This window comes from Plantibacter flavus (assembly GCF_900177615.1).
Lineage (GTDB): Bacteria > Actinomycetota > Actinomycetes > Actinomycetales > Microbacteriaceae > Plantibacter > Plantibacter flavus.
In genome coordinates this window covers 86,731-98,741 of record NZ_FXAP01000003.1, presented here as the reverse complement: position 1 = coordinate 98,741, position 12,011 = coordinate 86,731, and the positions used below count along the sequence as shown (strand labels likewise).

Here is a 12,011-nt window from a genome sequence, read left to right as displayed (position 1 = left end):
CGCCGGAACGGTGGGAAGGGCGCGCCTACGCGCCCTTCGCCTCACCGTCGGCGTACTTCTCGGCGTATTCAGCCCACTTGGCGATCTCGTCGTCGTAGCTCTCGTCGACGCCCGTGCCCGGGTGGTCGACGGAGTGCCCCGTGAGCTCGCGCTCGAGCGCGTTGTAGTTCACGTCCGGGCTGAACGACTTGAGCTCACGAGCGATCTTCGTGTGCTTTGCCTTTTGACGGCCACGACCCATGCGAGACCCCCTCATGATTTTCTGACCGGCCGCGCTTGCGGGGCGTCCGGGGCTTTCGCCTACCAGGGAACGATAAAGACTAGCGTTGAGCTTACCATGCCGCCCGTGGACGGGGCGCTCGTACGGGGACGGTCTGCCGGGCGCCGATGCCGACGCCGCGACGGAACGGGACTGGGCCAGGACGCGGAGTGGTGGGACGATGGACCCATGACCGGAACCCTGCACATCACCGGAGACACGGACGCCGACCGCCTGTTGTCGACCGACCCGCTCGCCCTGCTCGTCGGCATGCTGCTCGATCAGCAGGTGCCGATGGAGACCGCGTTCGCCGGCCCGCTGAAGATCAGCGACCGCCTCGGTTCCTTCGACGCGGCCGCCATCGCGCGGGAAGAACCCGAGGCGTTCGCCTCCCTCTTCAAGACGAGCCCCGCCGTGCACCGGTTCCCGGGGTCCATGGCCGGCCGGGTGCAGGGGCTCTGCGCCGCGATCGTCGACGACTGGGACGGCGACGCGGAGGCGATCTGGACGCGCGACGCGCCCGACGGCCCGGAGATCCTGAAGCGCCTGCTCGCCCTGCCGGGGTTCGGTGAGCAGAAGGCGAAGATCTTCCTCGCGCTCCTCGGCAAGCAGTACGGGCTCGACGCGGCCGACTGGCGGAAGGCCTCGGCGCCCTACGGCGAGGACGGCAGTCTCCGGTCCGTCGCCGACATCGTCGACCCGGAGTCGCTCGCGCAGGTGCGGGCGGCGAAGCAGGCGGCCAAGGCCGCCGCGAAGCGCGCGAAGGGGGAGTGACGACATGAGCGACGAGCAGCGGGCCAACGCGATCGTGGTCGGCGTCACGCCGGGGCAGCCCGACACCGTGCTCGTCGAGGCGGCGTCGTTCGCGCAGGCCTTCGCCTGCCGACTCGTGCTCGCCCACGTCGATGCGAGTCGGTTCGTCGTTGTCGAGAACGTCGACGGCACCGTCACCTCGCTCCCGTTCGACGCCGATCTGCACGACTTCGACCCGGAGCCCGCCGATCCCGCCCTGGAGGCGACGGCGCACCGCCTGCTCGACGACACCGATGTCGTGTGGGAGCTGACCCAGCTCGCCGGCGACCCGGCGCGTGCGCTCGGACGACTCGCCGATTCGGTGTCCGCGCGGGCGATCATCGTCGGGACCCGGGAGCGCGGCCTCCGCAAGGGCATCCTCGAGTTCTTCAACGGTTCCGTCGCCGCGACGCTCGCCCACAGGCAGGCGCGTCCGGTGATCGTGGTCCCACTCGCGCCGAGCGCCACCGACGAACCCCTCTGGGACGCCCCCGCCGGCGACCTGCGGTGACGGCCGCTCCGACGGGGACACGGGCTCCGCACCTGCAACCCGCCACGATCGCGATGGTCGCGCTCGGTGGCGCGATCGGGACGGGCGCCCGCGAGGCGATCTCCCTCGCGATCCCGCCCGTCGGTGGTGTCCCCGTGGCCATCCTCGGCATCAACGTCGTCGGCGCCTTCCTGCTCGGTCTCCTCCTCGAGTCGCTCCTCCGACGCGGGCCCGACGCCGGCCGTCGACGCGATCTCCGCCTCTTCCTCGGCACCGGCGTCCTCGGCGGTTTCACGACGTACAGCGCGCTGGCCGCCGACAGCAGTGTCCTCCTCATCGAGGGGAGCGCCCTCGTGGGGGTGCTGTACGCGGTGGGGAGCGTCGTGCTGGGCGCCCTCGCGAGCTGGGGCGGCGTCGTCCTCGCCCGACGGATCGGCGGTGGCCGCTCATGACCCCCTGGCTGTTCCTCGCGATCGCGGCGGCCGGCGGTGTCGGCGCCGCGGCCCGCTTCGTCGTCGACGGCCTCATCCGCTCCCGTGTGGGTGGTGCGTACCCCTGGGGCACGACCGTGATCAACGTCAGTGGGTCGCTGCTGCTCGGCCTCGTCACCGCGCTGGCCCTCGGCGGGGTCGTCGATGAGGCGTGGCGGCTCGTCCTCGGTGGCGGGCTGCTCGGTGGATACACGACGTTCAGCACCGCGAGCATCGAGACCGTCCGGCTGCTCCACGACGGACGTTCCCGGGCCGGACTGGCGAACGCGTTGGGCATGCTCGTCGCGTCCGTCGTCGCTGCCCTGGTCGGCTACGGGCTCGGTTCGCTCCTCGCGTAGCCGCTCGTTCGCCCAACTATGGGCGAATGAGCGTTCGTTCGCCCGAAGATGGGCGAACGAACACGGCGGCTATGCCTCGAAGCGGCGGTTGTGCCGGAGGTTCAGCACGATCGGGATCCCGAGGGCGACGACGAGCAGCAGGATGCTCCAGAAGCCGATCTCGGACCAGAGCAGGAAGACCCCGAAGACGCCGAGTCCGCCCGACAGCCCGCGCAGGATGATCGTGAACTGCGGGAGCCGCTGCGGGCGACCCTGCCACATCGGCAGCGGCGAGTCGGGGTTCGCGGCGATGAGGCGGACCATCGACAGCGTCCCGAAGACGGCCGCGAGGAACAGCAGCGAGAGACCCCAGGTGAACATGTCACCAGTCTGTCAGTCTGCGACGACCCCCTCACGCCGTCGCCGGAGCGCGTGGTCGGTCAGGAGCGGGGCTGCCCTGTGTTGCGGTCGATGTGCGGCTTCCGCTCGATCGGCTTCTTGACGCGGACGATTTCACCACGTCGCTCCTGGCCGGGCAGCGGACGGGACCGGCGGCCGTAGATGAGCTCCGAGGAGTCGAGCAGCCACGGCACGAGAGCGACGGTCACCCCGTGGACGAGCATGATCTGGTTGCGGATCCGCGACGCCCGCCGGTTGTGGAGGAGGCTCTCCCACCAGTGCCCGACGATGTACTGCGGCATGTAGACCGTCACGACCTCGGCGCCGTGCTCGGCACGGTGCGCCTTGATGTACTTCGCGAGCGGCATCGCGAACTCGCGGTACGGCGACTCGAGGATGACGAGCGGCACGTGGATGTTCTGTTCGATCCACTGCTGCTCGAGCAGCTTCGTGGCCTCCGGGTCGATCGACATGTGGACCGCTTCGAGACTGTCGTGCTTGGCGGCGATCGCGTAGTCCAGCGCCTTGAGGATCGGCTTCTGCATCTTCCCGACGAGGACGATCGCGTGGTCGCCGGTCGCGCCGAAGGTCGTGGTCGGGTCGACCTCGACCTCCTTCTCGACGTCGCGGTAGTAGCGGTTCACGCCGAGCATGAGGACGAAGAGGATCGGCATGAGCACGAAGACCAGCCAGGCGCCGTGGGTGAACTTGGTGATCGTCACGACGATGAGGACGCTCGCGGTGAGCAGGGCGCCGAACGCGTTGATCGCGAGTCCGCGGTAGACGGAGCCGCGGTTGTCGCAGCCCTCCCGCAGCATCCGCAGCCAGTGCTTCACCATGCCCGTCTGGCCGAGCGTGAACGACACGAACACCCCGATGATGTACAGCTGGATGAGCTGGGTGAGGTTCGCCTGGTAGACCACGAGGATCGCGCATGCGGCGAGACCCAGGATGATCATGCCGTTCGAGAACACGAGGCGGTCGCCGCGCGTGTTGAGCGACTTGGGGGCGTAGGAGTCGCGCGCGAGGACGGCGCCGAGCAGCGGGAAGCCGTTGAACGCCGTGTTGGCCGCGAGGAGCAGGACGCACGCGGTCGCCGCCTGGATGAGGAAGAACGGGATGCTGTTCGCGCCGAAGACGGCGGTCGCGACCTGCGCCATGAGGCTCGGCTGCGGCGTCGTCGCGCAGTCCGCGAACCCTTCGAGGTGACAGGCGTTCTCGGCGTAGTGCACCCGGGAGATGAGGGCGAGCGCGGTGAGACCGACGAACAGCACGATCGCGGTGCCGCCCATGAGGACCAGCGTCTTCTGGGCGTTCTTGATCTGCGGGCGGCGGAACGCGGGGACGCCGTTCGAGACCGCTTCGACACCGGTGAGCGCAGAACAACCGGAGGAGAAGGCGCGCAGGAGGAGCAGGATGAACGCCGCCTGGGTCAGGCTCTCGCCCTGCACGGTGAACTCGGCGCTCGAGGCGACCGGGGCGTCGCCCATGAACGTGCGGGCGAGTCCCGCGACGATCATGACGAGCACGCTCGCGATGAAGAAGTAGGTGGGGATCGCGAAGGCCTTGCTCGACTCGCGGACACCGCGCAGGTTCACGGCCATGAGGACGAGGACGAACCCCACGGCCAGCTCGACGCGCCAGGGGTTCAGCCCGGGGATCGCGGAGATGATGTTGTCGACGCCCGAGGCCACCGACACGGCGACCGTGAGGACGTAGTCGACGAGGAGCGCTGAGGCGACCACGAGGCCGGCCTTCTCGCCGAGGTTCCGGTGGGCGACCTCGTAGTCGCCACCACCCGACGGGTACGCCTTGATGAGCTGTCGGTAGCTCGCGACGACCACGACGAGCAGGATCACGACGCACGCCGCCACCCACGGCGCGAAGCTCAGGAAGGCGAGCCCGCCGAGCGTCAGGATCATGAGGAGTTCCTGCGGCGCGTACGCCACACTCGACAGTGCGTCGCTCGCGAAGATCGGCAGCGCGAGGCGTTTGGGGAGGAGCTGGCCCTCCAGGTTCTCGGTCGGCAGCGGGTCCCCGATCAACCAGCGTTTTGCCGATCGTGGTTCTGTCCCGGGCTCTCGACCCTCAGTTGTCACGAGCGGCGATATTACTCCTTCGGTAACCGGAGTCAAGCGGGGATGAGCTGGATGGACAGGCATCGTCACCCGACCGTGACGCAGTGTTCATCGAGCGGGGGAGTGGCGGACCAGGACGGTCGACCAATATCCTGATCGACGGCTGTTGCCTGGCTGTGAGCCCGGACAGTCGCTCGTGATCGACCACCCACCTCAAGGACCCTCATCGTGACCGCTCGCCGTCGTCTCCTCCCGCTCGCCCTCGCCGCCCTCGCCGCGGCCCTGACGCTCTCCGGATGCAGTGTCGTGGAGGGCATCCTCCCGAAGCCCGCCGAGACCCGGGACGCGCAGTCCGGCGAGATCGTCGGTGGAGGCACCACGGACGTCTTCACCCTCTCGGTCGGCGACTGCCTGAACGACGAGTCGTCGTCCGACGAGGTCACAGAGGTGCCGACCGTGCCCTGTTCCGAGCCGCACCAGTACGAGGTGTACGGCGAGGTCACGCTGACCGGCGACGAGTGGCCCGGCGAGGAGGCCGTCACGCAGCAGGCCGACGACGGTTGCTACGCGCAGTTCCAGGCGTTCGTCGGGATCGTCTACGAGGACTCCTCGCTCGAGTTCAACTACTACACGCCGACCGAGGCCAGCTGGAACGGGGTGGACGACCGGCTCGTCACCTGCGTGATCTACGACTCCGCGGCGACCACGGGCTCGCTGGCCGGTGCAGCGCGTTAGACCGCCTGCACGCGCTGCATCGACGGAACCGCCCGACTCCCGTGAGGGGTCGGGCGGTTCCGTGTCTCGGCCTGCGTGTCGGGGTGGTCAGCCCTGCAGGCGCTCCCGCAGGCGGTCGCGGACGGCGACGAGGTCGGCACGCAGGGCCGACACGGTGTCGTCGTCGAGCGCGCCTCCTCGGGCGACGTGCTCGCGGAGTTCGGCTCGGACCGCCTGCCGGAACTCGTTGATCGACACGTCCGTCTCGTGGAGCGCCAGGCGACCCTGCACCTGCTGGTCGGCCTGCTCCTCGGTGGTCGACGTCCAGCTCGGACCGGGCTTCGCGGACTGCTTCGCCTCGCGCGCGGCTGAGGCGAGATCGGCCCGGAGGCTCTTCATGGCCGCTGTGACCCCGCTGCGGACCTCGTCGGCGATGCGCCGGACGGAGTCGGTGAGCTGGTCCTCGATGCCGTCGAGCTCGCCCGCCCGTGCCGCGAGCTCGGCCCGGCCCGCCTCGGTGATCTCGTAGACGGTCTTCCGGCCGTCGCTCGTCTTCGTGACGAGTCCCTCCTCCTCGAGCTTCGCGAGGCGCGGGTAGATGGTGCCGGCGCTCGGGCTGTAGGTGCCACCGCTCCGGTCGGTGAGGGCCTGGATGAGTTCGTAGCCGTGCTTCGGCGACTCGTCGAGCAGGCTCAGGAGGTACAGCCGCAGGCTGCCGTGGGCGAAGACGGGGCTCATGCGCCTGCCTCGCTCCCCGCGGTCGTGGCCGCGCCCGCCGGCTCGGCGGCCGGGCGGCGGAGGACGGTCACCGCGCCGCCGACGGTGTTCACGCGCACCTCGGCGAACTGTCCGGACAGAGCGCCGGTGTGCGAGTTGTACCCGCCACCGCGCAGTCCCTTGAGGACGACGCCGTCGATCGCCAGGCGGCCGCCGACCGAGTTCGCCGTGTAGCGCGCGGCGAGCTCCTCGTCGAGGCGGACCGTGATCGCGCCGCTCACGGTGTTCAGGTCGAGCTGCTCGCACGCACCGTGGATGTCGAGGAGCAGGTCGGAGGAGACGCCGTCGATCGAGGCACGCGTGATGTCGCCGGAGACGGTGACGTCGCCCGAGACCGTGTGCGCCTGGATACGACCCGTGTGGTTCTGGACCGTGAGCTCGCCGCTCACGGAGTTGAGGTCGAGTCGACCGGTCATCCGGTCTGCCACGAGGTCGCCGGAAACCGTGTTGAGCTTGGCGTCGGCGGTGAGGCCTGCGACGAGGCCGCTGGCGCTCACGACGCCGAACGTCAGAGCGATGTCGCGGGGGACGAGGACGCTCACCTGGGCTGTGGCCCGCTTGGCGCCGAAATTCGAGAACACCTCGAGGAAGTTGTCCCAGCGCAGCTGCGGGTGGTCGATCTCGGCGACGTCGCCGTCGATGGTGATCTTGAGGTCCTTGCCGGTGACGCCCGACACTTCGATGCGTGCGCCCGGCTCATCGTGTCCGATGATGTCGATCTGCCCGCCGATGAGGCTGACCTTGAGCCGTCTGACGAGCTCGAGGTCGATGATGCGGCTCTCGCCGGGAGCGATGATCCACTTCTCTTGTGCCATGGTGCGGTTCCTTCCGAGTGATCGCGATATATCGCGTTGAACTGGAATTCACGATATATCGCGTCTCGGCGCGTGGCAACCCCTGGAACCTCCGGGATCACCCTGAGTCGACCCTGATTCGCACGACCAAGGTGTCGACACGAGCGGCGTGCGAGCCGCGGCCTCACCGCCAGCGGTACTCGAGCTCCGGGCGCCCCGGAGTGCCATAGCGCGGCGACCGCTCGACGGCGCCCGTCTCGGCGAGGTATTCGAGGTAGCGCCTGGCCGTCACCCGCGACAGGGACCCGGCGGCTGCCGCTTCGCTCGCGGACAGCGGTCCGGTCGCCTGCCGCAACAAGTCCGAGACCAGACGCAGGGTGTCCTCCGAGAGTCCCTTCGCCAACTGCGGGCGGGAGGACGGCGCTCGCAGCGTGGCGAGCGTGAGGTCCACCTCGTGCTGGCTCGCCACCGAGCCCTCCGCCGACATCGTGTGCCGGAAGGAGCGATACGCCTCCAGCTTGTCGGCGAACGCGGGGAACGCGAACGGTTTGATGAGGTACTGGACGACGCCCGCCGAGACCGCCGCTCGGACGATCCGGAGATCACGGGCAGCGGTGATGGCGATGACGTCGACGTCGATACCCGCCGTCCGGATGCGTCGGCACAGCTCGAGACCGTGCGCGTCCGGCAGATTGAGGTCGAGCAGGACGAGGTCGATCCGGTCGTCGGGGGAGCGGTGGGCCGCAGCTGCCCGCAGCGCCTGCATCGCGGTGGCCGCATCGCCCGCCACGGCGGCGAGTTCGAAGCCCTCCACACGGCGCAGGTAGGACGCATGGGCCTGCTGGGCGATCGGTTCGTCCTCGACGACCAGAACCCGGATGCGCTCGCTCATGTGCCTACCTCGTCCCGTACGCCGACCGCGGCCGGCAGCGTCACGACGAACGCCGAGGACGGCTGGCGGACGACCTCGATCGTGCCGCCGAGCCGTGTCACCGCCTGCTGGACCAGCGCGAGACCGAACCCCCGGCCGTATCGGCCGGGCTCTTTCGTCGACCAGCCGCGCACGAAGGCGAGGTCGAGCGCCTCCTGGGGCAGGCCCGGTCCGCTGTCGGTCACCTGGATCACGAGCTCCGTCGTCGCGGCGTCGGCGGACCGCCCGGCCCCGAGCTCGTCCGGCAGTCCCTGCCCGAGGTAGACCTCCACCCAGGGGCGGTCGCCGGACGCCGCGTCGATCGCGTTGTCGATGAGGTTGCCGAGGATGGTGACGATCACGGCCGGGTCGACGCGCACGCGTCCGAGCGCGGGGTCGCTCTCGAGGTGCAGCTCGACCCCCTGCTCAGCCGCCTGCGCCGTCTTGCCGAGGAGCAGGGCAGAGATCACCGGCTCCTGCTCCGCCGCGAGCACGCGATCGGTCAACCGCTGACTCGCTCCGAGGCCCTGCGCGGCGAGGTCGAGCGCCTCCTCCCGCCGGTCGAGCTCGATGAGCGAGACGATCGTGTGCAGCCGGTTCGCGAACTCGTGGGTCTGCGAGCGCAGGGCGTCGCTCATCGTCCGCATCGAGGCCAGCTCGCCGCTCAGGTGTTCGATCTCGGTGTGGTCGCGCAGCGTCATCACCCACCCTCGCGGGTGCGGGCCCGCCGTCTCGCCCGGACCGACCGCCGACTCCTGGTTCACGACGAGCACGTGGTCGCGCGTGAGGTGGATCTCGTCGACGGCCTGGCGCCCGCTCGCGAGGAGCTCCCGCAGGCCGGCGTCGATCGGCAGCTCGTCGACCTGCAGCGCTCCCGCGGAACGCTCGCCGAGGGGCAGCCCGAGGAGCTCGGCCGCCTGGTCGTTGACGAGCACGAGACGGCGGTGGCGGTCCACGAGGACGAGACCCTCCCGCACCGAGTGGAGCACCGACTCGTAGTAGTCGAACATCCTGGCGAGGTCCTCCGGTCCGCGCGAACCGGTGACCCGTGCGAGGTAGCGGCGGAGCGTCCAGGAGCCGATCGCGCCGATGACGAGCACGAGCAGGGCCGTTCCGAGCAACCACGGAACCCGGGTCTCGAAGGTCTCGGACACGTTGCTGACCGTGACCCCCGCGGCGACGAGGGCGACGACCTCGCCGGCGTCGTCACGGATGGGTGCGACGGCGCGGACCGAGGGGCCGAGCGTGCCCGTGTACGTCTCGGTGAAGGTCCGTCCCTCGAGCGCCGGTCCGATGGTGCCGATGAACGGCTTGCCGATCTGGTCGCGCTCGCGATGCGTGTACCGCGTGCGATCCGGAGCCATGATCGTCACGAAGTCGACACCGGTGTCGCGCATGAGTGCCTCGGCGTAGGGCTGGAGTGCGTCCGACGGGCGATCCGAGCCGAGTTGTGCGACGACGTAGGGGTTGTCCGCGACGCTGTTCGCGACGTCGAGGCACTTCGCGACCGCGCGGTCCTCGGTCTCGGTGCGGGCCTGGAACCAGAGCAGGACACCGGCGACGAGCGTCATCGCGACGACCGCGACGAGCTGCACGAGGAAGAGCCGCGAGGCGATGCTCCTGGACCGACCGGCCATCGCGTCACCTCCGTCTGCTCCGTCGCGTCGACCCCTCAAGTATCGGGGGTGACGAGGGCGTCAGGCGTCGCCGACCGTGACCAGTACGACCACAAGCGGTCACTACGACCACAACCCGGTCGATCCGGCGGGGCGGTCGCAGCATGGGTCGATCGACCACCCGCTGCCGCACTGACGCGGCCGACGAAACGGATCCGGAATGGCAATGACGCTCTCCTCCCTGAAACGGCTGGACAAGACCCACTACCTCTACCTCGCGGTGATCCTCGCGGTGCTCGCCGGCATCGTCGTCGGCCTCGCCGCCCCGGAGTTCGCGAAGGGACTCAAGCCCATCGGCGACGCCTTCGTGGCGCTGATCAAGATGATGATCGCCCCGGTCATCTTCTGCACCATCGTGATCGGCGTCGGATCGATCGCGAAGGCAGCGACCGTCGGCAAGGTCGGCGGGCTCGCGCTGCTGTACTTCATCGTGATGTCGACCTTCGCCCTCGCGATCGGCCTCGTCGTCGGCAACCTCATCCAGCCGGGCGCCGGCTTGAACCTCGCCGAGACGAGCTACCAGGTGGAGGGGGAGGCCAAGAGCACGACCGAGTTCATCCTCGGCATCATCCCCACGACGCTCGTGTCCTCGCTGACCGGCGGCAACATCCTGCAGGTCCTCTTCGTCGCCCTGCTCGTCGGATTCGGCCTGCAGAAGATGGGGACGGCGGGTGAACCGATCCTGCGCGGCATCAAGCTCATCCAGGCGCTCGTGTTCCGGGTGCTCGCGATGATCATGTGGATCGCGCCCATCGGCGCTTTCGGTGCGATCGCCGCCGTGACCGGGTCCGCCGGTGCGAGCGCGCTCGTCGGGCTCGCCACGCTCATGATCGCGTTCTACATCACCTGCGCGTTGTTCATCGTCGTCGTGCTCGGTGGCGTGCTGCGCCTCGCGACGGGCTTCAACATCTTCAAGCTCATGAAGTACCTCGGCCGTGAGTACCTCCTCATCGTCGGCACCTCCTCCTCCGAGGCGGCGCTGCCGCGACTCATCGCGAAGATGGAGCACCTCGGCGTTTCCAAGCCGGTCGTCGGCATCACCGTCCCGACGGGGTACTCCTTCAACCTCGACGGCACCGCGATCTACCTCACCATGGCGTCGATCTTCATCGCCGACGTCATGGGCGTCCCGATGAACCTCGGGGAGCAGATCTCGCTCCTCGTGTTCATGATCATCGCGTCGAAGGGCGCCGCGGGCGTCACGGGCGCCGGGCTCGCGACGCTGGCCGGCGGCCTGCAGGCCAACCGACCCGACCTCGTCGACGGGGTCGGCCTCATCGTCGGCATCGACCGCTTCATGTCGGAGGCGCGTGCGCTCACGAACTTCACCGGCAACGCGGTCGCCACGATCATCATCGGCACGTGGGTGAAGGAGGTCGACCGGGTGCAGGTCGGCGAGGTCCTCTCCGGTCGCTCGCGGTTCGACGAGGCGACGATGAGCGTCGACGACCACACGGGCGCGGTGGCGGTGGCGAAGCCCTGAGGGATCGGCCCTTCGACAGGCTGAGGAACCGGACATCCGGTCCCTGAGCCTGTCGCTCCCGGTCCCTGAGTCTGTCGCTCCCGGTCCCTGAGCCTGTCGCTCCTGGTCTCTGAGCCTGTCGCTCCCGGTCCCTGAGCCTGTCGAAGGGCGCTCAGTTCGCCGGGGAGTCGACGATCGGCTTCGACGGCGGGGTGTCGCCCTCGAGCACCGCCTCGTCCACGGCGGTGGTCGAGTGTTCCGTCCGCGGAGCGATCCGGAACAACGGGATCGTGTAACCGCAGATCGGGCCGATGAGCACGGCGAAGACCACCGTTCCGATGCCGACGTTCCCGCCGAGCAGCCACCCGATGCCGAGGACCACGAGCTCCACGCCCGTGCGCCCGACCCAGATCGGCCACCCGGTGACCCGGTGGATGCCGGTCATGAGGCCGTCCCGCGGGCCGGGGCCGAAGTTGCCACCGATGTAGAGGCCCGAGGCGACGCCGAGGAGGAGCAGCCCGCCGGCGAACAGCAGGATGCGCGCCCACAGGTCGAGGTCCGCGGGGATGAACGCCAGCCCGATGTCGGCCGATGGTCCCACGAGGAGGACGTTCAGGACGGTGCCGACACCCGGCCGCTGCTTGAGCGGGATCCAGGCGAGGAGCACGAGCCCGCCGACGATGATCGTGATGAGTCCGAAGCTCAGGCCGGTCCGCAGGTTGAGTCCCTGGGTGAGGACGTCCCACGGGGCGACGCCGACCGCACCGCGCACGATCATCGCGATGGCGATGCCGTACAGGAAGAGGCCGATGAAGAGTTGGAGCACACGACGGGTCATGGTGGACAATCCAA

14 protein-coding genes are annotated in these 12,011 nt (G+C 69.3%); 6 read left to right on the top strand and 8 right to left on the bottom strand.

The features are described 5' to 3' along the window. Positions 1–25: 25 nt before the first annotated feature. Positions 26–241 carry a DUF3073 domain-containing protein gene (locus B9Y95_RS10440; protein ID WP_064294210.1) on the bottom strand — a complete coding sequence of 72 codons (216 nt, stop codon included), beginning with the start codon at positions 239–241 and terminating at the stop codon, positions 26–28. Positions 242–448: 207 nt separating this feature from the next. Between B9Y95_RS10440 and B9Y95_RS10435 the strand changes: the two genes are divergently transcribed. The 4 genes from B9Y95_RS10435 to crcB are packed head-to-tail and all read left to right on the top strand — an operon-like array spanning position 449 to position 2,370. Next, positions 449–1,033, top strand: coding sequence for an HhH-GPD-type base excision DNA repair protein (locus B9Y95_RS10435; RefSeq protein ID WP_085511826.1), 585 nt, complete (start codon positions 449–451; stop codon positions 1,031–1,033). A 4-nt stretch (positions 1,034–1,037) separates the two neighbouring features. Next, positions 1,038–1,562: a universal stress protein gene (locus B9Y95_RS10430; protein ID WP_085511825.1), complete on the top strand. Its 525-nt coding sequence runs from the start codon at positions 1,038–1,040 to the stop codon at positions 1,560–1,562. Next, positions 1,559–1,993, top strand: coding sequence for a fluoride efflux transporter FluC (locus B9Y95_RS10425; protein ID WP_412458822.1), 435 nt, complete (start codon positions 1,559–1,561; stop codon positions 1,991–1,993). The genes B9Y95_RS10430 and B9Y95_RS10425 overlap by 4 nt, the downstream gene beginning before the upstream one ends. After that, positions 1,990–2,370 (top strand): fluoride efflux transporter CrcB, encoded by a 381-nt coding sequence (crcB, locus tag B9Y95_RS10420; RefSeq protein ID WP_085511823.1) that lies wholly within the window; start codon positions 1,990–1,992, stop codon positions 2,368–2,370. Before B9Y95_RS10425 ends, crcB begins: the two co-directional genes overlap by 4 nt. A 69-nt stretch (positions 2,371–2,439) precedes the next feature. On the opposite strand, the gene B9Y95_RS10415 is transcribed toward crcB, so the two are convergent. Further along, on the bottom strand, positions 2,440–2,730 hold the full coding sequence (locus B9Y95_RS10415) for a hypothetical protein (RefSeq protein ID WP_079001460.1): 291 nt from the start codon (positions 2,728–2,730) through the stop codon (positions 2,440–2,442). A gap of 59 nt (positions 2,731–2,789) precedes the next feature. Further along, on the bottom strand, positions 2,790–4,793 hold the full coding sequence (locus B9Y95_RS10410) for an APC family permease (protein WP_085511822.1): 2,004 nt from the start codon (positions 4,791–4,793) through the stop codon (positions 2,790–2,792). A gap of 261 nt (positions 4,794–5,054) precedes the next feature. On the opposite strand from B9Y95_RS10410, the gene B9Y95_RS10405 reads away from it, so the two are divergent. Beyond that, positions 5,055–5,561, top strand: coding sequence for a septum formation family protein (locus B9Y95_RS10405; protein ID WP_229940073.1), 507 nt, complete (start codon positions 5,055–5,057; stop codon positions 5,559–5,561). A gap of 87 nt (positions 5,562–5,648) precedes the next feature. Here B9Y95_RS10405 and B9Y95_RS10400 read toward each other — a convergent pair whose 3' ends face one another. From B9Y95_RS10400 to B9Y95_RS10385, 4 genes are all read right to left on the bottom strand, one after another. Next, positions 5,649–6,278, bottom strand: coding sequence for a PadR family transcriptional regulator (locus B9Y95_RS10400; RefSeq protein ID WP_085511821.1), 630 nt, complete (start codon positions 6,276–6,278; stop codon positions 5,649–5,651). Then, positions 6,275–7,132: a DUF4097 family beta strand repeat-containing protein gene (locus tag B9Y95_RS10395; RefSeq protein ID WP_085511820.1), complete on the bottom strand. Its 858-nt coding sequence runs from the start codon at positions 7,130–7,132 to the stop codon at positions 6,275–6,277. The genes B9Y95_RS10400 and B9Y95_RS10395 overlap by 4 nt, the downstream gene beginning before the upstream one ends. Before the next feature lie 163 nt (positions 7,133–7,295). Then, positions 7,296–8,003: a response regulator gene (locus B9Y95_RS10390; RefSeq protein WP_085511819.1), complete on the bottom strand. Its 708-nt coding sequence runs from the start codon at positions 8,001–8,003 to the stop codon at positions 7,296–7,298. Then, the gene (locus tag B9Y95_RS10385; RefSeq protein ID WP_085511818.1) at positions 8,000–9,658 is read right to left on the bottom strand and encodes an ATP-binding protein; all 1,659 of its coding nucleotides are present in this window, start codon (positions 9,656–9,658) and stop codon (positions 8,000–8,002) included. The genes B9Y95_RS10390 and B9Y95_RS10385 overlap by 4 nt, the downstream gene beginning before the upstream one ends. Positions 9,659–9,857: 199 nt before the next feature. Between B9Y95_RS10385 and B9Y95_RS10380 the strand changes: the two genes are divergently transcribed. Beyond that, positions 9,858–11,180: a cation:dicarboxylate symporter family transporter gene (locus B9Y95_RS10380; protein ID WP_085511817.1), complete on the top strand. Its 1,323-nt coding sequence runs from the start codon at positions 9,858–9,860 to the stop codon at positions 11,178–11,180. Between the two features lie 151 nt (positions 11,181–11,331). Here the strand turns inward: B9Y95_RS10380 and yczE are convergent, their stop codons facing one another. Next, positions 11,332–11,997, bottom strand: coding sequence for a membrane protein YczE (gene yczE, locus B9Y95_RS10375; protein ID WP_085511816.1), 666 nt, complete (start codon positions 11,995–11,997; stop codon positions 11,332–11,334). Between the last annotated feature and the right edge of the window lie 14 nt (positions 11,998–12,011).

Excerpts from the sequence above, each read along its gene's own strand:
- B9Y95_RS10440 (WP_064294210.1), bottom strand. The coding sequence starts at position 241 with ATGGGTCGTGGCCGTCAAAAGGCAAAGCACACGAAGATCGCTCGTGAG.
- B9Y95_RS10390 (WP_085511819.1), bottom strand. The coding sequence starts at position 8,003 with ATGAGCGAGCGCATCCGGGTTCTGGTCGTCGAGGACGAACCGATCGCC.
- B9Y95_RS10430 (WP_085511825.1), top strand. The coding sequence starts at position 1,038 with ATGAGCGACGAGCAGCGGGCCAACGCGATCGTGGTCGGCGTCACGCCG.
- B9Y95_RS10380 (WP_085511817.1), top strand. The coding sequence starts at position 9,858 with ATGGCAATGACGCTCTCCTCCCTGAAACGGCTGGACAAGACCCACTAC.
- yczE (WP_085511816.1), bottom strand. The coding sequence starts at position 11,997 with ATGACCCGTCGTGTGCTCCAACTCTTCATCGGCCTCTTCCTGTACGGC.
- crcB (WP_085511823.1), top strand. The coding sequence starts at position 1,990 with ATGACCCCCTGGCTGTTCCTCGCGATCGCGGCGGCCGGCGGTGTCGGC.
- B9Y95_RS10385 (WP_085511818.1), bottom strand. The coding sequence starts at position 9,658 with ATGGCCGGTCGGTCCAGGAGCATCGCCTCGCGGCTCTTCCTCGTGCAG.
- B9Y95_RS10415 (WP_079001460.1), bottom strand. The coding sequence starts at position 2,730 with ATGTTCACCTGGGGTCTCTCGCTGCTGTTCCTCGCGGCCGTCTTCGGG.
- B9Y95_RS10435 (WP_085511826.1), top strand. The coding sequence starts at position 449 with ATGACCGGAACCCTGCACATCACCGGAGACACGGACGCCGACCGCCTG.
- B9Y95_RS10395 (WP_085511820.1), bottom strand. The coding sequence starts at position 7,132 with ATGGCACAAGAGAAGTGGATCATCGCTCCCGGCGAGAGCCGCATCATC.
- B9Y95_RS10400 (WP_085511821.1), bottom strand. The coding sequence starts at position 6,278 with ATGAGCCCCGTCTTCGCCCACGGCAGCCTGCGGCTGTACCTCCTGAGC.